The following is a 23,064-nucleotide window of genomic DNA, read 5'->3' on the forward strand; positions in this document are numbered from 1 at the left end:
CTACGCTGAACTCCATGACGCAATCCCCGCGCACCCCCACCGCCATCGACAAGATCGCCGATGAGTGGGTCGACACCCTTGCGGACCTCGACCCGACGCTCGGTACGTACATCGGCCGCGACGCCGGCAACGACCGCTACGGCGACCTGAGCCCGGAAGGGCATGAGCGCCACGTCGAAGCGGTGCGGAAGACCCGCGCTGCGCTGGCTGCGGCTTCGCCCGTCGACTCCATCGACGAGGTCACGAAGACGGATCTGCTGAGCGAGCTCGACCTCGAGCTCGAGTTCGACGATGCCCGATGGCACCTGCGGGACCTCAACGTGATCGCTTCCGCGGCGCAGGACGTCCGCCAGGTCTACGACCTCATGCCCACGGCCTCCGCCGGTGACTGGGAGGTCATCGCAAAGCGCCTCGCCGCTGTGCCCGCTGCGCTGCGCGGCTATGCAGCAACGCTGCGCGAGGGCATCGACCGGGGCGTCGTTCCGGCCAGGCGCCAGGTGACCGAGGTCGCAGCCCAGATCGTGCGCTACACCGCCGACGACGGATTCTTCGCCTCGTTCGTCGCCGAGGCCGCACCCGACGAGGGCGGGCTGCCGGCATCCCTCGCCCGCGACCTCGCGGACAGCGCCGCGGCCGCCCGCGTCGCCTACGACGAGCTGCGCACATTCCTGACGACCACGCTCGCTCCCGCGGCATCCGAGGTCGATGCGGTGGGGCGCGACATGTACGCGCTGCACTCGCGTCGCTTCCTCGGCGCGAAGATCGATCTCGACGAGACCTACGAGTGGGGCCGTGAAGAACTCGCCCGCATGGTCGCCGAGCAGACCGCGATCGCGAACGAGATCCTCCCCGGCTCGACCGTCGAAGAGGCCGTCGCCCATCTCGAAGCCGACCCGTCGCGCAAGCTGCACGGCACGGAGGCCCTGCAGAAGTGGATGCAGGAGACCAGCGATCGCGCGGTCGCCGAGCTGGCCGCAACGCACTTCGACATTCCGGAGAAGATCCGCACGATCGAGTGCATGATCGCGCCCACCCAGGAGGGCGGGATCTACTACACCGGTCCCACGGACGACTTCTCGCGGCCTGGCCGCATGTGGTGGTCCGTGCCGGAGGGCGTCACCGAGTTCGACACCTGGCGCGAGCTGACGACGGTGTACCACGAGGGCGTCCCCGGGCATCACCTGCAGATCGCGCAGGCCGTGTACAACCGCGCCGAGCTGAACTCGTGGCGCCGCCTCCTCGCCGGAACGTCCGGTCACGCCGAGGGGTGGGCGCTGTACGCCGAGCGCCTCATGCAGCAGCTCGGCTACCTCGACGACCCCGCCGACCGCCTGGGCATGCTCGACGGGCAGCGCATGCGGGCGGCCCGTGTCGTCCTCGACATCGGTGTTCACCTCGGCAAGGAGCGGCTCGACGGGGCCGGTGTCTGGGACGCCGATTACGCCCTCGAGTTCATGCGGCAGAACGTGAACATGTCGGACGAGTTCGTACAGTTCGAGGTCAACCGCTATCTCGGATGGCCGGGGCAGGCCCCGTCGTACAAGGTCGGCCAGCGCATCTGGGAGCAGGTGCGCGACGCCTACCGGGCCGAGCAGGGCGACGCCTTCGACATCAAGACGTTCCACAAGCGGGCGCTCGACCTCGGTGGTGTCGGGCTCGACACGCTGCGCACCGCGCTCGTGAAGAACTAGCCGATGACCGAGGCCGTGCCTTCACGCGCGACGCTCGCGCACCGGCTCGACGACCTGCCCTTCACCCGTCGGCACCTCCGGCTGCTGACCGGCTCAGGGCTCGGGTGGGCGCTGGATGCGATGGACGTCGGACTGATCTCGTTCATCCTCGCGGCACTCGCCCAGCAGTGGGACATCACGAAGGCCGAGAGCGGATGGATCGCCTCGGTCGGATTCATCGGCATGGCGCTCGGTGCGAGCCTCGGCGGGCTGCTCGCCGACAGGTTCGGCCGGCGACAGGTCTTCGCGATCACGCTGCTCGTGTACGGGCTGGCGACCGGCGCCAGTGCGCTCGCGGGCGGAGTGGCGATCCTGCTCGTTCTCCGGTTCTTCGTCGGCCTCGGTCTCGGCGCGGAGCTGCCCGTCGCCTCGACTTACGTCAGCGAGTTCGCGCCGGCCCGCATCAGGGGCCGGCTCATCGTCATCCTCGAGGCGTTCTGGGCGGTCGGCTGGACCGCGGCCGCGCTGATCGGATACTTCGTCATCCCGGCATCCGACGACGGCTGGCGGTGGGCGTTCTTGCTCGGAGCCGTGCCCGCGGCATACGCGCTGTTCGTGCGTTGGGGCCTTCCCGAATCGCCTCGGTGGCTCGCCTCCCGCGGTCGGTTCGCCGAGGCCGACCGGATCGTCGGGACATTCGAGGCGGATGCCGGGGTCGTCGCCGCCCCGGCACCGGCCTCCGGGCCGACCCGGGTCATCGCCGCGACGGCCGCTGCACGCCTGGGCACCCTGTGGTCGGCCGAGTTCCGCGTTCGGACGCTGTGCATCTGGCTGGTCTGGTTCTGCGTGAACTTCGCCTACTACGGCGCGTTCATCTGGATCCCCAGCATCCTCGTCGATGCCGGCTACGACCTCGTGCGCTCGTTCGGCTTCACGCTGATCATCACGCTGGCACAGTTGCCGGGGTACGCGGTCGCCGCCTGGCTGATCGAGCTATGGGGCCGTCGGATCACCCTGTCGGTCTTCCTGGCAGGCTCCGCCGTCTCGGCGGTGCTCTTCGGCACGGCGGGGGAACCTGCGGCGATCATCGTCTCCGGCATGGCCCTGTCGTTCTTCAACCTGGGCGCATGGGGCGCGCTGTACGCCGTGACCCCGGAGATCTATCCCACATCGCTGCGCGGCACGGGATCCGGCTGGGCAGCCGGAGTGGGCCGGATCGCCTCGATCGTCGCTCCGCTGCTCGTGCCCGTGCTGCTCGGCCTCGGGGGAGCGCCGCTGCTGTTCGTGGTGTTCGCGGCCTTCTTCGTCGTGGCCGCCGGTGCAGCCTGGGGCCTCGTCGATCGTCGCGGGCAGGCGCTCGACGACAGGTGACGCCCGCTCGCCCCGGCGGCAATAGGCTGGGGAGGTGAGTGGTGTGAGGTTCGTGGCGATCGGCGATTCGTTCACGGAGGGCGTCGGGGACGAGCTTCCCGACGGTCGCGTGCGCGGCTGGGCCGACATCGCCGCGCAGGGTTGGGCGGATGCCGCAGGGCACCCGATCCAGTACGCGAACTTCGCCATCCGCGGGAAGCTCGCCTGGCCGATCGTCGAGGAGCAGCTGGAGCCCGCTCTGGCTCTGGGACCGACTCATCTGTCGTTCAACGGCGGCGGCAACGACATGCTCCGGCCCCGCACCGACGTCGAGCACATCGCCGACACGTTCTCGCGGGTGCTGCGCCGCTGCGACGAGCAGAGCGTCACGCTGATCGTCCTGTCAGGTGCGAACCCCGCGGGTCAGCTGCCGATGGGTTCTCTCATCCAGCGGCGTGGCGACGAGCTCTCTGCCGCCGTGCTCCGCCGGATCGCGGACCGTCCCGACGTCATCCGTGCGCTGAACTGGCCGGATCGCGAGCTGTCGAGCGGTGCGTACTGGTCGGAGGACCGTCTGCACATGAACGCCAACGGCCATCACCGCGTGGCGGGCCGCGTGCTGAGCGCTCTGGGATACGAGCCGCCCTCCGCATGGTGGGCTCCGGCCGAGGAGCGCGCCGGTGCGCAGGGGATGGCGTACTACCGCCAGCACGTCGGGCCCTGGGTGCGGCGCCGGCTGACCCGCACCTCCTCGGGTGACGGCCGCACGCCGAAGTTCCCGACCTGGGTCGAACGGGCGCCGCAGTGATGCGCGTGCGCGGCCGCCGGCTCCCGCGTCGGATCGCGCAGCTTCTCATCGGTCTCTTCCTCTACGGCATCGGCATCGCGTTCATGGTGCGCGGAGAGATCGGCGCGGCACCGTGGGACGTGCTGACGCAGGGCATCGCCACGCACGTGCCGTTGACGTTCGGCGTGATCACGATCCTCACGAGTATCGTGGTGCTGCTGCTCTGGCTCCCGTTGCGCCAGCGTTACGGCATCGGAACCCTGCTCAACGCCCTGCTCGTGGGGCCATCGGCCGATATCGGACTGCTCCTGATCCCGACAGGGCAGCCGCTCTGGCTGCGCATCGGGTTCTTCGTCATCGGGCTCGTCGTCCTCGCCGCCGCCACCGGAATGTACATCGGGGCGCACTTCGGCCCCGGTCCCCGCGACGGCCTGATGACCGGGCTGCACACGCGCACCGGGTGGCCGATCTGGGCGGTTCGCACGGGCATCGAAGTCGTCGTCGTCGCTGTCGGCTGGGCACTGGGAGGCAACGTCGGTGTGGGCACGCTCGCCTTCGCGCTGCTCGTCGGACCGCTGTGCCAGTACTTCCTGCGGATCTTCGCGATCCGTCTCCCCGCTGATCGGACGAGCGTCACCGCATGACCGACTTCGAGATGGCGCGGATCCCGGCCGGCTCCGTGAGACTGCACGATGCGCGGCGCAAGGAGCATCGCACCGTCGAGCTGCAGGCGTTCGAGATCGGTGTCTACGCCGTCACGCAGGAGCAGTTCGCGGAGGTGCTCGGGGTGGCTTCGCGGCATCCGCGGCGCCCGGCATCCGATCTGAGCTGGCTGCGCGCCGTGCGCTTCTGCAACGCGGCATCCGAGTGGGAAGGCCTCGATCCCGCCTACACCTTCGACGGCGAGGACGTCACGTGGCACGTCGACAGCGACGGCTATCGGCTGCCGACCGAGGCCGAGTGGGAGTACGCCTGCCGCGCGGGGTCGACCGCGCCGCATTACGGTCCGCTGCCCGAGATCGCGTGGACCGCCGCCGACGGCGTGAGGACCCCGCAGGACGTCGGGGGACGGATGCCGAACCTCAACGGTCTGTTCGACACGCTCGGCAACGTCTGGGAGTGGTGCTGGGACCTGCTCGACCCTGCCCGCTACGACGAGTACCGCGTGTTCCGCGGCGGCGGCTATGCGGATGATGCCTGGAGCGTGCGCGCATCCGTCCGTCGCGGCGGCGCGCCCCGCATGCACCACGAGGACGTCGGCATGCGTCTCGCCCGAGGCGGCTTCGATTCCGAGGGAGAGGCGCAGGGATGGTCTGCGGCGGTGGATGCTGCGCGCGCCGCCTCCGGCGGCGAGCTGCCGTTCGGATGGACTCCGCGCGGACGATGACAGGACTCGGATAGGAGTGGAAACATGAACGCAGGCTTCGGGCTGATCGTCTCGCAGGGGCGGGTCGCCGATCGTACGGATGGCGCGCTTCGCGGAGCACGCGCGACGGCCGACGCGCTCGGCGACTATCTGGGCATCGAACCGCGCGTCGTCGGAACGCCGTCGCCGAGCCTCACCGATGACTGGAGCGCGGCGCTCCCCGCCGCCCACGACACGCTGAGAGGCCTGCGCGACGCACTGGGCACGGCGATGGATGCCGGCCAGACCCCGCTCCTCGTCACCAACACCTGTGCCGCGAGCCTGGGCACGCTGCCGACCGTGGCAGCGCGGCACCCGGACGCCGTGGTGCTCTGGGTCGACGCGCACGGCGACTTCAACACCCCGGAGACGACCGAGTCCGGCTACCTGGGAGGGATGGTGCTCGCGGCGGCATGCGGTCTCTGGGACAGCGGCCATGGTGCGGGGCTCGACCCCGAACAGGTCATTGTCGTCGGAGGCCGCGACATCGACGAGGCGGAGGCCGAGCTGCTCTCAGCGGCCGGCGTGCGCGTCCTCCCACCGGCGCCCGACGTCGCACAGAGCGTCGCTGAGCTCGTCGGGGGTCGTGATGCGTGGATCCACGTCGACTGGGACGTCCTCGAACCCGGATACATCCCCGCCGCGTACCGGGTTCCGGACGGCTTGCTGCCGCATCAGATCGCCGCCCTGTTCTCGGCGCTGCGCGAACAGGTCAGGGGAGTGGAGCTCGCGGAGTTCGAGTACGGCGATCCCAAGGTCCCCGAGCGCGTCAGCGTCGAGCTGATCCTCGAGACGTTCCAGGCCCTGCTGCACTGACGCGGTACGCGACGCGCCGTGGTGAACCGTTGCACCGCGCCCGTGTTCCTGCCATCATCCTCGCAGGGCGAACGCCCATGAGAGATGTGCCGTTCGACGGCACCGGGAAGGAATGGCCATGAGCATCGGCTCCGGAATCGTTCTGTTCGTGATCGGCGCGATCCTCGCGTTCGCGATCAACGTCGAGGTCGAATGGGCGAACCTCGACATGATCGGCTACATCCTCATGGGGGCGGGCGCGCTCGTGTTCATCATCGGGCTCATCCTCGTCGCGCGTCGTCGGCAGACGAACTCGGTGACGCAGACCTCCGTCGACCCGGCATCGGGTTCTCAGACGACGCGGCGCACCACGAGCGGACCGGACGACGCTGCGGGCCTCTGACCCGCGTCACCGCGAACGCGGGCGACGTTCCTGATCGAGTCCCATACGGATGCGAGTCCGTTTGCGCTCGACAATGATGAAGGTCATTCCGAGGAGCCACAGCGGCACCTGGGTGAGGAACGCGAGCCGGAACGCATCCAGGGAGTAAGTCGCCGGCGTGCCCGCGCCCTGCAGATCGAGGGCGACGCCGATGAGGAAGACCGCGCACAGGGCGGCGATGAAGCCGCCAGCATTCGTCAGACCTGTCGCGGTGCTGAGGCGGTGGGCCGGGTTATGCGTGCGGGCGTGGTCGAAGGCGATCATGGATGCCGGTCCGCCCGATGCGAGGGCGATGGCGAGGACGTATAGCAACCAGAGCGGCGCAGGTCCGGGGTACGCGACAACGGCCACCCAGGCGATCAGCTGGACGGCGACCGTCGGGAGCACAAGCGCGATCGATCGCTGATTCGGAATACGCCGTGAGAGCTCGCCGAGCACCGGTCCCAGGAGCATTCCGACAGCGACATATACAGAGATCAGCGTTGCGGCCTGAGCGGGGGAGAGGCCCTCGCCTGCCGTGAGGAAGGGCATTCCCCACAGGAGCACGAACGCGGTGCCGGCGAAGGGCGTCGCGAAGTGCGACCAGAACGCCAGTCGCGTTCCCGGGTGGGCCCACGCCGCCCGGATGCCGACACCGGTGTCGATGGCCGAGGTGACGACTCGCACGACGCCTGTCTCGGTGTTCACGCTGACGTCGGCGGCGGCTTCCGGAGGGCGATTGCGGATCACGACGAACACGAGGATGGCGAACAGGACGCCCAGCCCGGCGATGCTTCCAAAGGTGATGGTCCAGGTCGTGGCGTGCAGGAGCGCCGCGACAGGGATGAGTGCGACGAGCTGCCCGGCCTGTCCGATGACGCCGGTGAGCTGCACCATCAGCGGGCCGCGCTGGGCGGGGAACCAGGTCGCGACCAGTCGCAGCACAGCGGGGAAGACCATGGCGTCACCGGCGCCGAGCAGCACACGGGCGATGATCGCGATGCCGATGCTGGGGGAGAGGGCCATGGTGAGCTGACCGCCTGCCATGAGCACCATGCCGAGGGTGATGATCGGTCGCGCACCGTAGCGATCGAGGAAGACGCCGATGGGGATCTGCATCCCACCGTATACGGCGAGCTGCACGACGGCGAAGAGCGACAGCGTCGCGGCATCCGCGTCGAAGCGCTCCGCGGCGTCCACGCCGACGGCGCCCAAGGAGGTGCGGTTCGCGATCGCGAGCACGTACGCCGCGACGCCGACGGACCAGATCAGCCAGCTGCGCCACCCGGGAGTCGAAGCGGGGGAGCGGATGACGTCGGGCACGCTTCTACGTTACTCCCGCGCCGGACCGACCAAGCGCCGTCCGTACAGGTACAGTTCAGCGGAGTCGCCGATCCGCACGCCGGTCGCGAGCCGCACGCCGGTCGCGAGCCGCACGCCGGTCGCGAACCGCGTCCAGCCCTGCTGTCTGTAGAAGAGCTGCGCGCTCTCGGCATCCGCGTAGGCGCTCAGCACGGCCGTCGCGTACGTCACGTCATCGAGGAGTGCGCCTTCTGCTCGTGAGCTGCCGCGAACCGTGAGCAGGAGCGGTTTCGTTGACTGTACTGACATAATGAGCATTATCGGCGTTACCACTCCGACGTGCCCCTGCGCTGCGCAGGCTACCGAACGCGACCGATCGCCATCAGGTGCCCGCTCATCTCTCGGTCGCCGGCGAGCTCGGACGCAGCATCCGCCAGGCGTGCTGCGGTTGCCTGCAGTTCAGGGTCGAGCCCGACCGGCGTAGTACGCCTGGATGCGCGCGTCGAGGTCCCTCTGATCCGTCACAGCGCTCTCTGTCTCCGTCTGCTCAGGCCCCGACGTACGCCGCGAGGTGCTTCCCCGTCAGCGTCTTCTTCTGGTCGACGAGGTCCGCGGGCGTTCCCTCGAACACCACTCGACCGCCGTCGTGGCCCGCGCCGGGACCGACATCGATGATCCAGTCACCATGCGCCATGACGGCCTGATGATGCTCGATGACGATGACCGTCTTCCCGGCATCCACGAGCCTGTCGAGCAGCCCGAGAATCTTGTCGACGTCCGCCAGATGCAGCCCCGAGGTCGGCTCGTCGAGCACGTACACGTCGCCCTGGCCGCCCATCTGGATCGCGAGCTTCACACGCTGACGCTCGCCGCCCGACAGCGTCGAGAGCGGCTGGCCCAGGGAGAGATAGCCGAGGCCGACGTCGTCCAGGCGCTCCAGGATCGCCACCGCGGTCGGGATCGTCGATTCCGGCCGCGTGAAGAACTCGCGCGCCTCGGCGACCGGCAGATCGAGCACCTCGGTGATGTCCCTGCCGTCGAGCTTGTACTCCAGCACCGACGCCTGGAACCGCTTGCCGCCGCAGTCCTCGCACGGTGTCTCGATCGTATCCATGAAGCCGAGTTCGGTGATGATCACGCCGGAGCCCTTGCAGGACGGGCAGGCGCCCTCGGAGTTCGCGCTGAACAGTGCGGGCTTGACGCCGTTCGCCTTGGCGAATGCCTTGCGGATCGGCTCGAGCATTCCGGTGTACGTCGCCGGGTTGCTGCGGCGCGAGCCCTTGATCGCGCTCTGGTCGATGGCCACGACGCCCTCGCGTCCCGCTACCGAACCGTGGATCAGCGAGCTCTTGCCGGAGCCGGCGACACCCGTCACGACCGTGAGCACGCCCGTCGGGATGTCGACGTCGACCTCCTGCAGGTTGTTCGTGGATGCGCCGCGCACTTCGATCGCGCCGGCACCCGAGCGAACGGACGGCTTCAGTGTCGCCCGGTCGTCCAGATGGCGCCCCGTGATGGTGCCGCTGCCGCGCAGGCCCTCGACGGTGCCCTCGAAGCAGATCTCCCCTCCCCCGCTGCCGGCGACGGGGCCCAGGTCTACGACATGATCGGCGATCGCGATCGTCTCGGGCTTGTGCTCGACGACGAGCACCGTGTTGCCCTTGTCTCGCAGCTTGAGGAGCAACGAGTTCATGCGCTGGATGTCGTGCGGATGCAACCCGATCGTCGGCTCGTCGAAGACGTAGGTGACATCGGTCAGCGATGACCCGAGATGGCGCAGCATCTTGATCCGCTGCGCCTCTCCCCCGCTGAGCGTGCCGGACGGACGCTCCAGGCTGAGATATCCCAGGCCCAGCGTCACGAACGCATCGAGGTTCGCCTTCAGCGCGTCCAGCAGCGGACCGGCACCGGGGAGGTCGAGCCCATTCACCCACGCCGCGAGATCGGTCACCTGCATCCGGCAGGCGTCCGCGATGCTTATGCCTGCGATCTTCGACGAACGCGCCCCCTCCGTCAGGCGGGTCCCATCGCACTCGGGACAGGTCGCGAAGGATGCCACGCGCTCGACGAAAGCACGGATGTGCGGCTGCAGCGCCTCGAGATCCTTCGACAGCATCGCCTTCGTGATCTTGGGGATCAGGCCCTCGTAGGTCATGTTGATGCCGCTGATCTTCACCTTCGTGACCTCGCCATAGAGGAAGAGGTGCCGTTGCTCGTCCGTGAAGTCCTTGATCGGCTTGTCGGCCGGGTAGAAACCCGACTGCGAGAAGCCCTTCACCATCCACCCGTCCGCCGTGTACCCGGGCACCATGATCGCCCCTTCGTCCAGCGACTTCGACTCGTCGACGATCTGCGCGAGATCCAGATCCGACACCGCACCCCTGCCCTCGCACCGCGGGCACATGCCGCCGAGGTAGATGGCGTCCTTCACGATCTTCTTCTCGCCGCTGGGCCCCGTCATCACGCCGCTCGCCTTCTGCGTCGGGATGTTGAACGAGAACGCCGTCGGCCCGCCGATGTACGGCTGTCCGAGCTTGGAGAAGAGGATGCGCAGCATCGCGTTCGCGTCGGTCACCGTGCCGACGGTCGAGCGCGGGTTCGCCCCCAGACGCTCCTGGTCGACGATGATCGCCGTGGTGAGCCCTTCGAGGACATCGACGTCCGGACGCGGGACCGATGGCATGAAGCCCTGCACGAACGCGCTGTAGGTCTCATCGATCATGCGCCGCGACTCTGCGGCGACGGTGTCGAACACGAGCGAGCTCTTCCCCGAGCCGGAGACCCCGGTGAAAACCGTCAGTCTGCGCTTGGGGATGTCGACGCTGACGTCCTTCAGATTGTTCTCGCGAGCCCCCTGGACGCGGATCAGATCGTGAGAGTCAGCGGGCAGCAGAGCATCGGTCATGCGAAAGATCCTCCCACGCACCTCTCCCATCGGGGACGTCCTCCGCGCTACGCTGTTCACATCGTTCACACGATCTTCTCAGAGAGGCGCACATCATGTCTGAATCGCTCACCGAGCCGAAGTCGCTGTTCGCATCGATCCGTGTCACGCTCGCCGTGTCCGGCGCGATCGCCCTCATCGCCGGCATCGTCGTGCTGATCTGGCCGCTCAAGACAGCCGTCATCGTCACCGGCATCATTGCCGCCTATCTGATCATCGCCGGAATCGTCTACATCGGTCTGGGCATCTTCTCCGGCAAGAAAGGCGGCTGGGCACGCCTGGGACACATCCTGCTCGGCCTCCTCTACATCGTCGCCGGCATCATCGCCTTCACGAACCTCGCGGCCGCGACCCTCACGCTCGCGGCCGTCACCGCGATCTTCCTCGGCGTCAGCTGGATCTTCGACGGGGTCGTTTCTCTCACGCTTCTGAACAAGGACGGCTCGCGGGCCTGGACGATCATCTACGCGATCCTCAGCGTCGCGGCCGGTGTCATCGTGCTGTTCGCGCCGCTGCTCGCCGCCGCCGCGCTCTGGTTGGTGCTCGGCATCACGCTGGTGGTGCTCGGCGTCGTCCAGATCGTCCGCGCCATCACGCTCGGCCGCAACGAGAAGGTCGTGCTGCCGGAGAGTCCCGCGCCCAGCGACGCCGGTTCTTCCGCTCTCTGACAGCGCGGTCCGATATGAGAAAGGTCCTGCCGGACGGCAGGACCTTTCTCATATCACCGCATCATTCCGCGGCGAAGCCGCCCGTGTCGCCCACGAGGCGCGTGTTGTCGGCCGGTACAGGATCGACGGCTGCCTGCGCGACCTCGGCGGCGAACTCGGAGACGTTGTAGAGACGCCCGGCGTCCTCGCGACGTGCGGAGATCGCGCCGGGGTTGGCCCGCTCGAGCAGCGTCGCCGTGATCGTGCCCTCGATCATGTCGCCCGAGACGACGGTGAAACCGATCCCCTGCTCAGCGAGCGACGGGATGTGCTCGCGAAGCGCGTCCTCGCCTGCGCGCTTGGACAATGCGACCGGCTCGTACTCGGGCATCGTGGGCGTCGTGCGGATGAAGTGCGCCTGATGACTCGTCACGAAGACGACGCGAGAGCCCTCGCCGAGCACCGGGCGCGCGGCGCTCAGCACATTCAGTTGCGCGTCGCGGTTGAGGGTCAGGGCGTAGTCCTCCGCCATGCCCGACTCCATGCCGCCGGAGGCGTTGAGCACGAGAATGTCGAGACGTCCGAACTCCTGCTCGACCTGCTCGAACATCGAGGCGACGGATGCCGGATCGGTCAGATCGGCACCGACGACCAGCGCCCGGACGCCGAGCTCGCGCAGCTGCGAAGCCAGCTTCTCGGCGCGCGGTGCCTTGTTGCGGAAGTTGATCACGACGTCGGCGCCTGCCTCGGCGAAGTAGCGGACGGTGTCCGCTCCGATCCCTCGGGACGAACCGGTGACCAGTGCGACCTTTCCGGCCAGGGAACCTGCGGGCAGAACGTCGGTCACGGTGACTCCTCGTACGTGGTGAAGGCCGCGGAGAGCACGGCCAGTTCATTTTAGCAACGGGGCGCTGCACGCCGCCGATCGGGCATCGGTGCGTGATAGGTTGACCGCAAAGGAGGGCGCCATGAACGACGCATCCGTCTTCGTCGAGCTGGTCACCGAATGGGCGTGGATCGGCTGGCTGGTGCTCATCGCCGTGTTCCTCGTGATCGAGATGCTGACGCTCGACTTCACCTTCCTCATGCTCGCTCTCGGCAGCGTCGTGGGACTCATCACGGGCCTTGTCGGCCTGCCGCTGTGGGCGCAGCTGATCATCGCCGCCGCCGCGGCGGCGCTGTTCATCCTCTTCATCCGCCCTCCCCTGCTCCGGCGCCTGCATCGCAGCGAGGATCCGACGAAGTCCAACGTCGACGCGCTGATCGGCCTGCGCGGCACCGCCCTCGCCGACATCACCCAGATCACCGGTCAGGTGAAAGTGAGCAACGGCGACACCTGGACGGCGCGCGCCGAGAGCGGCGTGGCAATCCCGCTCGGATCGCCCGTGCTCATCACCGCGATCAACGGCGCGACAGCAGTCGTGCGACCTGCCAACGACTAGACCGCTCTACGACGAGGAGAAACCCGTGAACGACGCTTCGTTCATCCCGACAGCGATCGGCTGGATCCTTGCGATCGCCGTCATCATCTTCGTGGTGGTGACTGTCGCACGATCGATCCGCATCATCCCGCAGGCCACCGCCGGCGTCGTGGAGCGCCTCGGCCGCTACCACAAGACGCTCACGCCCGGTCTGAACATCCTCGTGCCGTTCATCGACCGGCTCCGCCCGCTCATCGACATGCGCGAGCAGGTCGTCTCGTTCCCGCCGCAGCCGGTGATCACCGAGGACAACCTCGTCGTCTCGATCGACACCGTCGTCTACTTCCAGGTCACCGACGCCCGCGCCGCGACCTACGAGATCGCCAACTACCTGGGCGCCGTCGAACAACTGACCACGACCACCCTGCGAAACGTCGTCGGTGGTCTGAACCTCGAAGAGGCCCTGACCAGCCGCGACGAGATCAACGGTCAGCTGCGCGTCGTGCTCGACGAGGCGACCGGCAAGTGGGGAATCCGCGTCGGCCGCGTCGAGCTCAAGGCGATCGACCCGCCCCTGTCGATCCAGGACTCGATGGAGAAGCAGATGCGCGCCGAGCGCGACCGTCGCGCAGCGATCCTCACCGCCGAGGGAACGAAGCAGTCCGCGATCCTCGAGGCCGAGGGTGCGCGGCAGGCCGAGATCCTGCGCGCCGAGGGCGACAAGCAAGCCGCGGTGCTGCGCGCACAGGGTGAGGCAGAGGCGATCCAGAACGTGTTCGCCTCCATCCACCAGGGTGCTCCGGATGACAAGCTGCTCGCGTACCAGTACCTGCAGATGCTGCCCAAGATCGCCGACAGCGAGTCGAGCAAGCTCTGGATCGTGCCGAGCGAGCTCACCGAGGCCCTCAAGGGCATCGGCAGCGCCTTCACGCCGCGTCCCGGCGGCCAGACGCCCCCGACCGGCGCGTGACGCACCCCTACTTCACGAAGGCACGACACCCGCGCATCCTCGCCCACCGCGGTCTTGCCGTGGGCGAGGGTACCGGGCCGATGGTCTGGGAGAACACGGCAGGCGCGTTCGCCGCGGCGCACGCGGCCGGCGCCGAGTACGTCGAGACCGACTGCCAGGTGACGGCCGACGGCGATGTCGTGCTGTTCCACGACGATGACCTTCAGCGTGTCGCGGGCGATCCTCGCCGCGTCGACGAGGTGCGGACGGCGGAGCTCGTCGAGATCTTCGCTCCGCACGGCGGCCTCCTCACGGTCGCGGAGATGCTCGAGGCGTTCCCGGAGACGCGCTTCAACATCGACGTGAAGACGGATGCCGTCGCCGCCCCCCTGGGCCGGATCGTCGCCCCGCATGCGGAGCGGGTGCTGCTGACGAGCTTCTCGGATGACCGGCGGAGGCGTGCGATCGCGTCCGTCCTGGATGCCGGGGCGACGTTGCGGCCCGCGACCTCCGCCGGGCGTTCGAGCATGATGCTCATGCGGCTGCTCACGGCACTGCGGCTCTCACCGGCGCGCGTTCTGCGCGACATCGACGCCCTGCAGATCCCTGAGACCTACGGCCCCGTCCGTGTGCTCACACCGAGCCTGCTGCGGGCCGCCCACCGGCACGATGTCGAGGTCCACGTCTGGACGGTGAACGACCCCGACGACATGCAGCGCCTCGTCGCATTCGGCGTCGATGGCATCGTCACCGACCGGGCGGATGTCGCGCTGCGGACCCTGAACTGACCTCCGCTCGGCGAGGGCTGGGATTCGACTGTGAATCCCGCCGTGATCGCTGGAGCGTTGAGCGCGCGCACAGGCGACAGCGGTATACCTGAGGTCGACGAGAGGACCACACAATGGCAGATCGCAGCCTGCGCGGCATCCGACTCGGCGCCCAGAGCCTACAGAGCGAAGAAGGCGTCGTGTTCATGGAACGCCGCGAGACCACCTACAAGTGCGACACCTGCGGCAGCACGACATCGCTGATGTTCGCGGCCGACGCCGAGCCGCCGCAGACCTGGGAGTGCCGCTCGTGCGGCGCCGAGGCCGTGCTCAGCATCGACGGCAAGACCATCACCCCGGACGCCGCTGACGAGAAGACCGCCCGCACGCACTGGGACATGCTGATGGAGCGCCGCACGCGCGCCGAGCTCGAGGAGCTCCTCGAGGAGCGCCTCGCGTTCATCCGCGCCCGCCGCGGAGCAGGGGAAGACCCCACGCGCGAGAAGATCGGCGCCTAGCGCCGCCGGGCGCGCCACCACCCGAACAGGAGCGCGCCCAGACCGCCCCAGAGCAGCACCTGCTGCACCCAGGGGCCGAGGATCACACCAGCGGTGAGGCCGGAGCGGAGCTCGACGTTTTCGAGCAGGGCTCCGGCCTCATCTGCGTCCAGGGACGCGATCGTCCGTCCGCTCGGGGTGATCATCTGACTCGTCCCGACCGTGGAGATGTTCACGACGCTGCGGCCGGTCTCGATCGCCCTCATCCGGGCGAAGGCGAGCTGCTGCAGATTCTCGTCCGTGCCGCGGAAGTCGGCGTTGTTCGTCTGGAAGACGAGCACCTGCGCGCCGCCGGAGACGCCCTCGGCGATCACCTGGTCGTAGATCACGTCGAAGCAGATCGCAAGCCCAACCGGCACGCCGTCCACGTCCACCAGCGGCGCGTTCGTGCCATGGGAGTACTCGCGGCCGATCAGGCCGATGAGGTCGGGCACGATGGCGTTGTAGAAGTCGCGGTCGGGCACGTACTCGCCGAACGGCACGGGGAACCGCTTGTCGTGCGTCTGCTCGGCCGTGCCGTCCTGCTGCCACAGCATGGAGGTGTTGAAGAACTCGTCACCGCGAGCGGTCGCCGCGTTGGCGAGCAGCGGTGCATCGACACGATTGGCGATGAGGGTCATGCGGCGAGCAAGGGACTCGTCCTGGAACGGGTCCCCGCCGAGGCCGCCCTCCGGCCAGACGAGCAGGTCCATGTCCTGGCCGTACAGCGGCTGGGTGGCATCGGTCTGCGCGTGGACCACGGCGTACGGCTCTCGATCGTCGAAGTAGCCCGTCGGGCCGTTCCCCTGCACGGCGCCGATCCGCATGGTTCCCGCATCCGTCGTCGGGAACATCGGTGTCGCGAACAGCACGAGGATGGCGACCGCCGGAACGGCGAGGCGCACAGGGCGCCGCCAGAGCTGTAGTCGCACCGTCTCGATGATCATGGCGACGGCGAACACCATGAGGAAGCTCAGCCCGCTCACGCCGACCCACGACGAAAGCGCGGCGAGCGGGCTCTCGGACTGCGTCATCCCCAGACGCGCCCACGGGAAGCCCGTGTACGGCCACGAGCCGAGCAGCAGCTCTCGGAGCACCCACAACGCGCCGACCGCGGCCGGAAGCAGCACCAGGCGACCTGCGGTTCCGGGGAACGCCCGGGGCAACCACCGGTATGCGAGGGCGATGAGTGTGACGGTCACGGCTGTCAGCGCTGCTTCGAGCGACGCCAGCGCAGCCCACGGGATCGGCCCGAGGTAGCGCGAGGTCCACGACACGAGGAGGAAGAAGAACACGGCGCCGTAGACGAGTCCCACCAGCGCGGAAGCCCAGAAACGCCGTCCGATCAGTGCCAGCAGCAGCAGGCCTACGGCGGGGAACGCGAGTATCCAGGCCCCGACCGAGGGATACGCGAGGTCCATGAGCCAGCCGGCGAGGGCCGCGACCGGGACGGCTGCCCACAGCGGCAGCAGGGCGCGCCGTCGTACGGGCTCAGCGGAAGAGGTCGATGGCATCCCCACCGGCCTCACATCGAGGAGTACGCGACGATGCCGCGGCGCACGCCGTCGAGGGCCTGCCGCGCCGTGCGCGCGATGCCGAGATCCTCGGCGACGATGGAGAGCTGATCGAGCAGGTCGATGGTCTGCTTCGCCCAGCGGACGAAGTCTCCAGCGGCCATGTCGGCGTCGACGAGGACGCGATCGAGCTGAGCACCGCGTGCCCAGGAGTGCATCGCACCGGCGAGGCCCGTCGCGAGCGGCTCGCTGCCCGGCAGGCTGTGCGCCTGCTCGAGGTCGTCGAGCTCCGACCACAGCTCAGAGGTCTTCTCATAGGCGCTGCGGAACGCTCCGCGCGGCAGCCCGCGCTCCCCCGCCCCGGCCTCGTCGCGTCGAGGTTCGTACACCAGGCAGCACGCCATGGCGGCGAGCGAGGGCGCGTCCAGCCCCTTCCACAGCCCCTGACGCAGCGACTCGGCCACCAGCAGGTCTCGTTCGCCGTAGATGCGGCGCATGGTGCGACCGGCATCCGTCAGGGCCGTGTCGTCGCCGTCACCCGTGACGTAGTCGAGAGCGGCGAGTACCTCGACCACCCGGTCGAAGACGCGCGCGACGGTTCCGGTGCGGTTCTCGATCTGACGCCGCGTCCGATCGGTCTGCCGCTTGAGCTTCCAATAACGCTCCGCCCAGCGGGCGTGCGCCTCGCGGTCTGGGCAGCGGTGGCATCCGTGCCGCTGCATCCTCGTGCGCAGCGACTGGATCTTCTTCAGGCGCTTGTCGCGCGCGGCGCGCGGTCCGTGCTCGTCCTGCTTGTTCTTCTTCTCGAGGTCGCTCAGCTCGCGACGGATCCCGGCGTAATCGAGGAAGTCTCCGTGCTCGCACGTCATCGCCTTCAGGTAGCCCTCGAGCGAGGCCTCGGCCTCTCGCACCTCACGGGCGAGGCCGACGACCGCGCGATCGGCCTGGAACTGAGCGAACGACGACTCGAGGATCTGCCTGGCGCGGGGGCGGCCGAACATGTCGATGAGGTTCACGGCCATGTTGTACGTCGGCCGGAAGCTGGAGTTCAGCGGGTAGGTGCGGCGCGAGGCGAGGGCTGCGACAGCCTGCGGGTCCATGCCCTCGGTCCACTGCACGACCGCGTGGCCTTCCACGTCGATCCCGCGGCGCCCTGCGCGGCCGGTCAGCTGGGTGTACTCCCCCGACGTGATGGCGACCCGCGATTCGCCGTTGAACTTCTCCAGCTTCTCGAGGACGACCGTTCGCGCGGGCATGTTGATGCCCAGCGCCAGGGTCTCCGTCGCGAAGACGACCTTGACGAGTTTGCGCCGGAACAGCTCCTCGACGACCTCCTTGAACGCCGGCAGGAGACCTGCGTGGTGTGATGCCACACCGCGCTCGAGATTGTCGAGCCATTCGAAGTAGCCGAGGACGCCCAGATCCTCATCCTGCAGCGTGCGTGTGCTCTCCTGGACGAACTCGCGGATCTCGCGGCGCTCCTCGGGCGTGGTCAGCCGGATGCCGGATCTCCGCACCTGCTGCACGGCGGCGTCGCAGCCCACGCGGCTGAAGATGAAGAAGATCGCCGGAAGCAGGTTCGTGCGCTCGAGGAGCTGGATGACGTCGGGACGGTCGATCCGTTCGACCCGCTGCGCGTTCGTCGATCGCACGGGTCCGCGGCCCCCGCGCGGCCGCCGCTGCGCCTGACGCCCGGCGTGCCGCGCGCTGCTGTACGACTGGGCCCGCCGGTTGCCCTCGTACCGCGAACCGGTGAACGAGCGGATGCGCATGAGCTCCTGGTTCACCGTGGCCGTCGCGACGCCGGCGCGGTCGTCGAACAGCGGCAGCAGGTCGCCGCGGACCAGCACGTGCTGCTCGAGCGGCACGGGGCGGGTCTCTGAGACGATCACCTCCGTGTCGCCGCGGACGGTGTCGAGCCAGTCGCCGAACTCCTCGGCGTTCGACACCGTCGCGCTCAGTGACACGAGCCGGACCGACGAGGGCAGGTGGATGATCACCTCTTCCCACACGGCGCCCCGGAAGCGGTCGGCGAGGTAGTGCACCTCGTCCATCACGACGAAGCGCAGGCTGCCCAGCGCCGCCGAGTCCGCGTAGATCATGTTGCGCAGCACCTCGGTCGTCATCACGACGATCCGCGCGTTGCCGTTGATGTTCGTGTCGCCGGTGAGCAGCCCGACGTTCTCGGCGCCGTAGACGTCGACGAGCTCGCGGAACTTCTGGTTCGAGAGCGCCTTCATCGGCGTCGTGTAGAAGGCCTTGTCGTTCGGCGTCTGCATCGCGAGGTGGATCGCGAACTCGCCGACGATCGTCTTGCCCGCCCCTGTCGGGGCCGCGACGAGGACGCTGTTGCCCCGCTCGAGCGCATGGCAGCCCTCGACCTGGAACGGATCGAGATCGAACTTCTGGCGCGCCGCGAACGCGGCTGTCTGCGGGTGGGCTGCGGCGTCGCGTGCGGCCGCGTAGCGTTCGGCGGGAGAGCTCATGCGTCCGTTTCTGGGAGGAGGCCGTCGGCCTTCATCTGTTTCTTCCTCCGTCTGTCGAAGATCATCGACAGCGCAGCAGCGGCGAAGAAGAGCACCACGAGGATCCCGGCGAGCAGCAGCATGCTCACGACATCGGCAGCCGGCGTCGCCAGTGCGGCGAAAACGGTTGCGATGAGAACCGCCACCCGCCAGCCCTTGATGATGTCTCGGCCGCTGATGATGCCGGCGACGTTCAACGCGACGAGGAAGACCGGGAGGACGAACGAGACGCCGAGCACGAGCATGAGCTTGAGGATGAAGTCGAAGTAGAGCTTGCCCTCGTACAGGTTGTTCGCGCCCTCCGGCGTGAAGTTCGCCATGAGTTCGATGACGTGCGGGACGACGAGAGAGCCCACGTAGCACCCTGCGAAGAACAGTGGGATCGCAGCCGCGACGAAACCGATCGTGTACTTGATCTCCTTGCGGGTCATACCAGGCATGATGTACGCCCAGATCTGCCACAACCAGATCGGTGCGGCGAGGAAGATTCCGATGGAGAACGCCATGCGCATGCGCAGATCGAACGGTGCCGTCACAGAGGAGAACGTGAGTCCCACGACGACTTCTGGGTGCTCCTGGGCGATCCGATCGACCGGTGCTGTGATGAACTGGATGATCGGATCCGTCACGAAGAACGCGATAATCATCGCGACGATGAGCGCCGCTGCGCAGATCATCAGCCGTCGACGCAACTCCACGAGGTGCGCGCCGAGCGACATCCGGCGTTCATTGCGTGGTCTGTCACTCGCGGCCGACTTCTTGTCGATCGCGGTCACCGTCGTCAGCTGGTCGGGTTGTTGGGAGCGCTGCCGTCGTTCCGGTGCGCGGTGCTGCTGTCAGTGTGCGTGTCGGCGACGGTGGAATCTGCGGCCGGCTGCGCCACGGAGTCCTCTTCCTTCATCGCCTTCATCTCGCCGCGGAACACGCGGGCCGACTGACCCATGCTCTTCGCAAGCGCAGGAAGTTTCGCAGCCCCGAACAGCAGCAGGATGACGAGGACGAGGACGAGCAGGTGCCAGCCCGTGAGGTTGCCGAGCATACCGTTCTCCTAAGTTCGGGGTTTCGTCCAGTCTACCTGCGTCACTCGGGTCGGCGCCGTCAGTACAGGGCGAGTCCGGCCGCGGCCCATTCCCGCGTCGCGGTGCGCGCGATCTCGGGTTCGACGACATCGAGCTGACCGCCGAAGCGCGCGGCGACCCGCTTGATGGCGCGCGGATCGGATAGACGGATGCGGACGATCACGTCGTCGCCGTCCTCTGTCGCGTTGTCCGCGCGGACGTAGTCGCCCAGCAGCGGCACGAGGCGCCCGGGGATGCGCACCGTGACCTCGGATTCGGCATCGCCGGTCCCGAAGCCGTCCGGCACCGGCGCGTCGGCGTGCGTGATCGGGATGTCGGTCAGCGCGGGCTCGCTGACCCGGTCGAGGTGGAACGTGCGCATGGCCTTGCGCAGGTGGCACCAGCCCTGCAGGTACCACTGGCCGTCGGTGATGAGCACCTGGACCGGGTCGACCGTGCGCGTCGTGAGCGCGGCATCCGGCGCCTGATAGCGGAACGAGACCGCGACGCCCTGCTTCAGCGCCGACGCGACCGCGTCGCGCACCTCGTCAACCGCGCCCGGGGCGATGACGACCTCGGCAGGAGCGTTCGCCGCGGCGCGCGCGAGCTTCGCGAGCAGGCCCGCGACCAGTCCGGAGTCGGAGACGGCGGGAACCGCCGCGACCATCTGGAGCCCTGCGAGCAGCGCCGCCGCCTCGCGTGCGGTGAAGCGGGGCACACGGCGGAGCCCGACGTCGTTCGTGATCTCGATGACGTCCTCGTCGTCGAGAAGATCCCAGTTGATGTCGAACAGCTCGTGCGGCTGCTGCCAATAGCCGCTGTCGCCGGGCAGTCCGATGACGGTGAGCTTCTCGATCATGCCGCGCATGTCCGTCGTGGACACCGCGAACTCGCGGGCCGCCTCCTCGAGCGAGACCTGTCCGCGCTCGAGCAGATACGGCACGAGCGTCAGGTACGCGCGCACGCGATCCGCTGCGAGCAGGGGCTTGGGCTTGTCCGCCATCACTCCCCCTCTCCTGCATGGGCGGCGACGATCGCCGTCAGCCGTTCGACCACCGCATCGCGCAGCTGCGGCGGATCGACCACCCTGACCTCGGGACCGTACGACGCGAGCTCGTCGGCGAGGATGTGCACGTCGACGAAGGGGATGCTGAAACCCTGTGTCGCCGGGGTCGCCCGTCGCCCCAGCCGCAGCGCCGCCTCGGTGCCCGGTGTGATCTCCAGTAGCGCTGAATGACGCGCGGCGACATCTTCGAGGCCTGCGAGGGCGCGCTCGCCCGCGCCGTCGCGCAACGCAGGGTCGAAGCTCTTGCGCGTCGAGGACACCTCGCCGACGATCCGGCTGAGGAGGAACGTGCGCTCTCCATCGGCATCCTGGTCGATGCCGTACACGTGCCAGCGGGCCTCGAAATCGAGCAGGGCGAGCGGCGCGACGGTCCGCCTGCGCGGAGCGCTCTCCCCGGGCTTGAGATACTCGAAAGCGACGATCCGGCATTCCTCGATCGCCGTCTGCAACGGGGCGAAGCTGCTCTCCCGGGTGGTGATCCGCGGGGCGAACCCGATGATCGGTTCATCGCCGTCGATCCCCAGTGCGCGGATCTTGCGGACGCCGGCCTGCGCGTCTGCCGAGGCGGATTCCGCGCTCCACACGCTTCCGGCCAGCTGCAGCACGGCGAGCTCGGCAGCGCTGAACGAGATGTCCGCCGGCAGGTCGTATTCGGCCTTCGGGATGCGGTACCGCGCTTCGCGCAGGTCGTTCGGGTCGCTCGAGTCGCCGATCGTCTCGATCGGAACGCCGAGCGTGCGCAACTCGTCCTTGTCGCGCTCGAACATCTTCTCGAGGGCGTCGGTCCTCGTGCCGGTCTCGGCGCGCTGACGATAGCCCGACACGCTGTCGAGGATCTGCTGCTTGGTCAGCCCGATCTCCGTGGCCATGAGCGCCACGACGAGATTCGTCTGACGCTCTTCGGGCGGGATCCGGGCGGCCATCACTGCGCCGAGGCGGGAGGATCGATGCCGAGGATGTCGACGACGAACACCAGCGTCGCGTTCGGCGGCACCGAGCCGCCGCCCTGCTCGCCGTATCCGAGCTCGGCCGGGATCACGAGCAGCACCTGCGAGCCGACGGTCTGGCCGGCGAGCCCCTGGGTGAAGCCGGGGATGACACCCGCCAGGTCGAACGTGGCGGCCGTGCCCCGGTCCCAGGACGAGTCGAACACGGTGCGCTCGTCCCACAGGACTCCGGTGTAGTTGACGAGGATGCTGTCGTCCTCGGCGACCTTCTGCCCGTCGCCCTTGATGAGGGTCTGGACAGTGAGATCGGTCGGCGCCGCGCTGTCGGGGACGATGACCCCGGGACGCCCGTCGGCGGCGCGGACCACGGTCGGCATGCCGGCTGCATCGTTGTACTGCAGCGAGCCCTCGGCGCGGCTGGGGAACACCTTCACGACATCGAACACCGCGACGACGGGCTCGTCGGCGTCAAGGCCGAAGCCCTGGAGGTTGGCCGCGCCGAAGTCATCCGGGGTGACGACGGAGAGCACGCGGGTGCCCTCGGTCGCGCATTCGAGAGCCGCACCGAATGCGGGCACGATCTGCTCCCAGTATCCGACGCTGGCCAGGCTCGCCTGCTCGTCGTCGTACGCGGTGCCGGCGATCGGCTCACCGGTCTTGCCGGAGAACAGCGAGAACTCGAACACCGCGCTCTGGCTGGGGCTCGTCAGTGCGCGCCCGTCGCCGACCACCACGTCGCCGAACGTGCTGGACTCGCCGCCCACCGGCGTGAACAGCTCCACATCCGGCTTCGTGCCGATCTCGCCCGAGATGTTCGCGAGATCCTCGACGCCGCTGCTCGCGGCAGCCCGGTCGCAGCTCGCACCCTGATAGGCGGGCCCGGCGGTGCATCCCGTCAGAGCGACGACGGCGAGGGCGAGTGTGGCCAGAGCGGCTGAGGTTTTACGCACGCGCTCCAGT

Annotated in this window: 23 protein-coding genes; 12 read left to right on the forward strand and 11 right to left on the reverse strand. The window is 68.5% G+C overall.

The features are described 5' to 3' along the window. Positions 1-14: 14 nt before the first annotated feature. From KEC56_RS05720 to KEC56_RS05750, 7 genes are all read left to right on the forward strand, one after another. Positions 15-1,691: a DUF885 domain-containing protein gene (locus KEC56_RS05720; RefSeq protein ID WP_227530201.1), complete on the forward strand. Its 1,677-nt coding sequence runs from the start codon at positions 15-17 to the stop codon at positions 1,689-1,691. A 3-nt stretch (positions 1,692-1,694) separates the two neighbouring features. Continuing rightward, entirely contained in the window at positions 1,695-3,041 is a 1,347-nt protein-coding gene (locus KEC56_RS05725) for an MFS transporter (RefSeq protein WP_227530202.1), read from the forward strand. Positions 3,042-3,075: 34 nt separating this feature from the next. Beyond that, positions 3,076-3,828, forward strand: coding sequence for an SGNH/GDSL hydrolase family protein (locus KEC56_RS05730; protein WP_227530203.1), 753 nt, complete (start codon positions 3,076-3,078; stop codon positions 3,826-3,828). Further along, on the forward strand, positions 3,828-4,451 hold the full coding sequence (yczE, locus tag KEC56_RS05735; RefSeq protein ID WP_227530698.1) for a membrane protein YczE: 624 nt from the start codon (positions 3,828-3,830) through the stop codon (positions 4,449-4,451). The genes KEC56_RS05730 and yczE overlap by 1 nt, the downstream gene beginning before the upstream one ends. After that, complete coding sequence (locus tag KEC56_RS05740; protein ID WP_227530204.1) at positions 4,448-5,194, forward strand: formylglycine-generating enzyme family protein; 747 nt, start codon at positions 4,448-4,450, stop codon at positions 5,192-5,194. Before yczE ends, KEC56_RS05740 begins: the two co-directional genes overlap by 4 nt. Positions 5,195-5,218: 24 nt before the next feature. Beyond that, positions 5,219-6,028 (forward strand): arginase family protein, encoded by an 810-nt coding sequence (locus KEC56_RS05745; protein WP_227530205.1) that lies wholly within the window; start codon positions 5,219-5,221, stop codon positions 6,026-6,028. Between the two features lie 118 nt (positions 6,029-6,146). Next, positions 6,147-6,410, forward strand: coding sequence for a DUF6458 family protein (locus KEC56_RS05750; protein ID WP_175986327.1), 264 nt, complete (start codon positions 6,147-6,149; stop codon positions 6,408-6,410). Positions 6,411-6,416: 6 nt separating this feature from the next. On the opposite strand, the gene KEC56_RS05755 is transcribed toward KEC56_RS05750, so the two are convergent. The 3 genes from KEC56_RS05755 to KEC56_RS05765 all read right to left on the reverse strand — a co-directional run bounded on the left by KEC56_RS05755 (position 6,417) and on the right by KEC56_RS05765 (position 10,635). Then, positions 6,417-7,751, reverse strand: coding sequence for an MFS transporter (locus KEC56_RS05755; RefSeq protein WP_227530206.1), 1,335 nt, complete (start codon positions 7,749-7,751; stop codon positions 6,417-6,419). Positions 7,752-7,760: 9 nt separating this feature from the next. Next, complete coding sequence (locus tag KEC56_RS05760; RefSeq protein WP_227530207.1) at positions 7,761-8,039, reverse strand: hypothetical protein; 279 nt, start codon at positions 8,037-8,039, stop codon at positions 7,761-7,763. Between the two features lie 238 nt (positions 8,040-8,277). Beyond that, positions 8,278-10,635: an ATP-binding cassette domain-containing protein gene (locus tag KEC56_RS05765; RefSeq protein WP_227530208.1), complete on the reverse strand. Its 2,358-nt coding sequence runs from the start codon at positions 10,633-10,635 to the stop codon at positions 8,278-8,280. Between the two features lie 95 nt (positions 10,636-10,730). On the opposite strand from KEC56_RS05765, the gene KEC56_RS05770 reads away from it, so the two are divergent. After that, entirely contained in the window at positions 10,731-11,342 is a 612-nt protein-coding gene (locus KEC56_RS05770) for an HdeD family acid-resistance protein (RefSeq protein WP_175986334.1), read from the forward strand. A 61-nt stretch (positions 11,343-11,403) separates the two neighbouring features. On the opposite strand, the gene KEC56_RS05775 is transcribed toward KEC56_RS05770, so the two are convergent. Continuing rightward, positions 11,404-12,168, reverse strand: coding sequence for an SDR family oxidoreductase (locus KEC56_RS05775; RefSeq protein WP_175986337.1), 765 nt, complete (start codon positions 12,166-12,168; stop codon positions 11,404-11,406). A 121-nt stretch (positions 12,169-12,289) separates the two neighbouring features. On the opposite strand from KEC56_RS05775, the gene KEC56_RS05780 reads away from it, so the two are divergent. The 4 genes from KEC56_RS05780 to KEC56_RS05795 all read left to right on the forward strand — a co-directional run bounded on the left by KEC56_RS05780 (position 12,290) and on the right by KEC56_RS05795 (position 14,976). Then, positions 12,290-12,763, forward strand: a complete 474-nt coding sequence (locus KEC56_RS05780; RefSeq protein WP_175986340.1) for an NfeD family protein — start codon at positions 12,290-12,292, stop codon at positions 12,761-12,763. A gap of 25 nt (positions 12,764-12,788) precedes the next feature. Beyond that, a complete protein-coding gene (locus KEC56_RS05785; protein ID WP_175986343.1) occupies positions 12,789-13,712 on the forward strand; it encodes an SPFH domain-containing protein in 924 nt (307 codons plus the stop codon). Beyond that, positions 13,709-14,479 carry a glycerophosphodiester phosphodiesterase family protein gene (locus tag KEC56_RS05790; protein ID WP_175986345.1) on the forward strand — a complete coding sequence of 257 codons (771 nt, stop codon included), beginning with the start codon at positions 13,709-13,711 and terminating at the stop codon, positions 14,477-14,479. The genes KEC56_RS05785 and KEC56_RS05790 overlap by 4 nt, the downstream gene beginning before the upstream one ends. A 113-nt stretch (positions 14,480-14,592) precedes the next feature. Continuing rightward, positions 14,593-14,976 (forward strand): RNA polymerase-binding protein RbpA, encoded by a 384-nt coding sequence (locus KEC56_RS05795; protein ID WP_175986347.1) that lies wholly within the window; start codon positions 14,593-14,595, stop codon positions 14,974-14,976. On the opposite strand, the gene lnt is transcribed toward KEC56_RS05795, so the two are convergent. From lnt to KEC56_RS14015, 7 genes are all read right to left on the reverse strand, one after another. Then, positions 14,973-16,508: an apolipoprotein N-acyltransferase gene (lnt, locus tag KEC56_RS05800; RefSeq protein WP_227530209.1), complete on the reverse strand. Its 1,536-nt coding sequence runs from the start codon at positions 16,506-16,508 to the stop codon at positions 14,973-14,975. The genes KEC56_RS05795 and lnt overlap by 4 nt on opposite strands. Positions 16,509-16,519: 11 nt before the next feature. Beyond that, positions 16,520-18,994, reverse strand: a complete 2,475-nt coding sequence (locus tag KEC56_RS05805) for a DEAD/DEAH box helicase (RefSeq protein WP_227530210.1) — start codon at positions 18,992-18,994, stop codon at positions 16,520-16,522. After that, positions 18,991-19,752, reverse strand: coding sequence for a twin-arginine translocase subunit TatC (gene tatC, locus KEC56_RS05810; protein WP_175986627.1), 762 nt, complete (start codon positions 19,750-19,752; stop codon positions 18,991-18,993). The genes KEC56_RS05805 and tatC overlap by 4 nt, the downstream gene beginning before the upstream one ends. A gap of 62 nt (positions 19,753-19,814) precedes the next feature. After that, a complete protein-coding gene (gene tatA / locus KEC56_RS05815) occupies positions 19,815-20,072 on the reverse strand; it encodes a Sec-independent protein translocase subunit TatA (protein WP_175986353.1) in 258 nt (85 codons plus the stop codon). 59 nt (positions 20,073-20,131) lie between these two features. Next, positions 20,132-21,094 carry a helix-turn-helix transcriptional regulator gene (locus KEC56_RS05820; RefSeq protein ID WP_227530211.1) on the reverse strand — a complete coding sequence of 321 codons (963 nt, stop codon included), beginning with the start codon at positions 21,092-21,094 and terminating at the stop codon, positions 20,132-20,134. Then, positions 21,094-22,080, reverse strand: a complete 987-nt coding sequence (locus tag KEC56_RS05825; RefSeq protein WP_227530212.1) for a helix-turn-helix transcriptional regulator — start codon at positions 22,078-22,080, stop codon at positions 21,094-21,096. The genes KEC56_RS05820 and KEC56_RS05825 overlap by 1 nt, the downstream gene beginning before the upstream one ends. Then, a complete protein-coding gene (locus KEC56_RS14015; RefSeq protein ID WP_227530213.1) occupies positions 22,080-23,054 on the reverse strand; it encodes an FKBP-type peptidyl-prolyl cis-trans isomerase in 975 nt (324 codons plus the stop codon). Before KEC56_RS14015 ends, KEC56_RS05825 begins: the two co-directional genes overlap by 1 nt. Positions 23,055-23,064 lie beyond the last annotated feature (10 nt).

This window comes from Microbacterium tenebrionis (assembly GCF_020682665.1).
GTDB lineage: Bacteria > Actinomycetota > Actinomycetes > Actinomycetales > Microbacteriaceae > Microbacterium > Microbacterium tenebrionis.

What these genes read in the sequence shown, in the direction of transcription:
- KEC56_RS05720 (WP_227530201.1), top strand. Translation starts at nt 15, where the DNA reads ATGACGCAATCCCCGCGCACCCCCACCGCCATCGACAAGATCGCCGAT.
- KEC56_RS05725 (WP_227530202.1), top strand. Translation starts at nt 1,695, where the DNA reads ATGACCGAGGCCGTGCCTTCACGCGCGACGCTCGCGCACCGGCTCGAC.
- yczE (WP_227530698.1), top strand. Translation starts at nt 3,828, where the DNA reads ATGCGCGTGCGCGGCCGCCGGCTCCCGCGTCGGATCGCGCAGCTTCTC.
- KEC56_RS05740 (WP_227530204.1), top strand. Translation starts at nt 4,448, where the DNA reads ATGACCGACTTCGAGATGGCGCGGATCCCGGCCGGCTCCGTGAGACTG.
- KEC56_RS05745 (WP_227530205.1), top strand. Translation starts at nt 5,219, where the DNA reads ATGAACGCAGGCTTCGGGCTGATCGTCTCGCAGGGGCGGGTCGCCGAT.
- KEC56_RS05750 (WP_175986327.1), top strand. Translation starts at nt 6,147, where the DNA reads ATGAGCATCGGCTCCGGAATCGTTCTGTTCGTGATCGGCGCGATCCTC.
- KEC56_RS05760 (WP_227530207.1), bottom strand. Translation starts at nt 8,039, where the DNA reads ATGTCAGTACAGTCAACGAAACCGCTCCTGCTCACGGTTCGCGGCAGC.
- KEC56_RS05765 (WP_227530208.1), bottom strand. Translation starts at nt 10,635, where the DNA reads ATGACCGATGCTCTGCTGCCCGCTGACTCTCACGATCTGATCCGCGTC.
- KEC56_RS05770 (WP_175986334.1), top strand. Translation starts at nt 10,731, where the DNA reads ATGTCTGAATCGCTCACCGAGCCGAAGTCGCTGTTCGCATCGATCCGT.
- KEC56_RS05780 (WP_175986340.1), top strand. Translation starts at nt 12,290, where the DNA reads ATGAACGACGCATCCGTCTTCGTCGAGCTGGTCACCGAATGGGCGTGG.
- KEC56_RS05795 (WP_175986347.1), top strand. Translation starts at nt 14,593, where the DNA reads ATGGCAGATCGCAGCCTGCGCGGCATCCGACTCGGCGCCCAGAGCCTA.
- lnt (WP_227530209.1), bottom strand. Translation starts at nt 16,508, where the DNA reads ATGCCATCGACCTCTTCCGCTGAGCCCGTACGACGGCGCGCCCTGCTG.
- KEC56_RS05805 (WP_227530210.1), bottom strand. Translation starts at nt 18,994, where the DNA reads ATGAGCTCTCCCGCCGAACGCTACGCGGCCGCACGCGACGCCGCAGCC.
- tatC (WP_175986627.1), bottom strand. Translation starts at nt 19,752, where the DNA reads ATGTCGCTCGGCGCGCACCTCGTGGAGTTGCGTCGACGGCTGATGATC.
- tatA (WP_175986353.1), bottom strand. Translation starts at nt 20,072, where the DNA reads ATGCTCGGCAACCTCACGGGCTGGCACCTGCTCGTCCTCGTCCTCGTC.
- KEC56_RS05820 (WP_227530211.1), bottom strand. Translation starts at nt 21,094, where the DNA reads ATGGCGGACAAGCCCAAGCCCCTGCTCGCAGCGGATCGCGTGCGCGCG.
- KEC56_RS05825 (WP_227530212.1), bottom strand. Translation starts at nt 22,080, where the DNA reads ATGGCCGCCCGGATCCCGCCCGAAGAGCGTCAGACGAATCTCGTCGTG.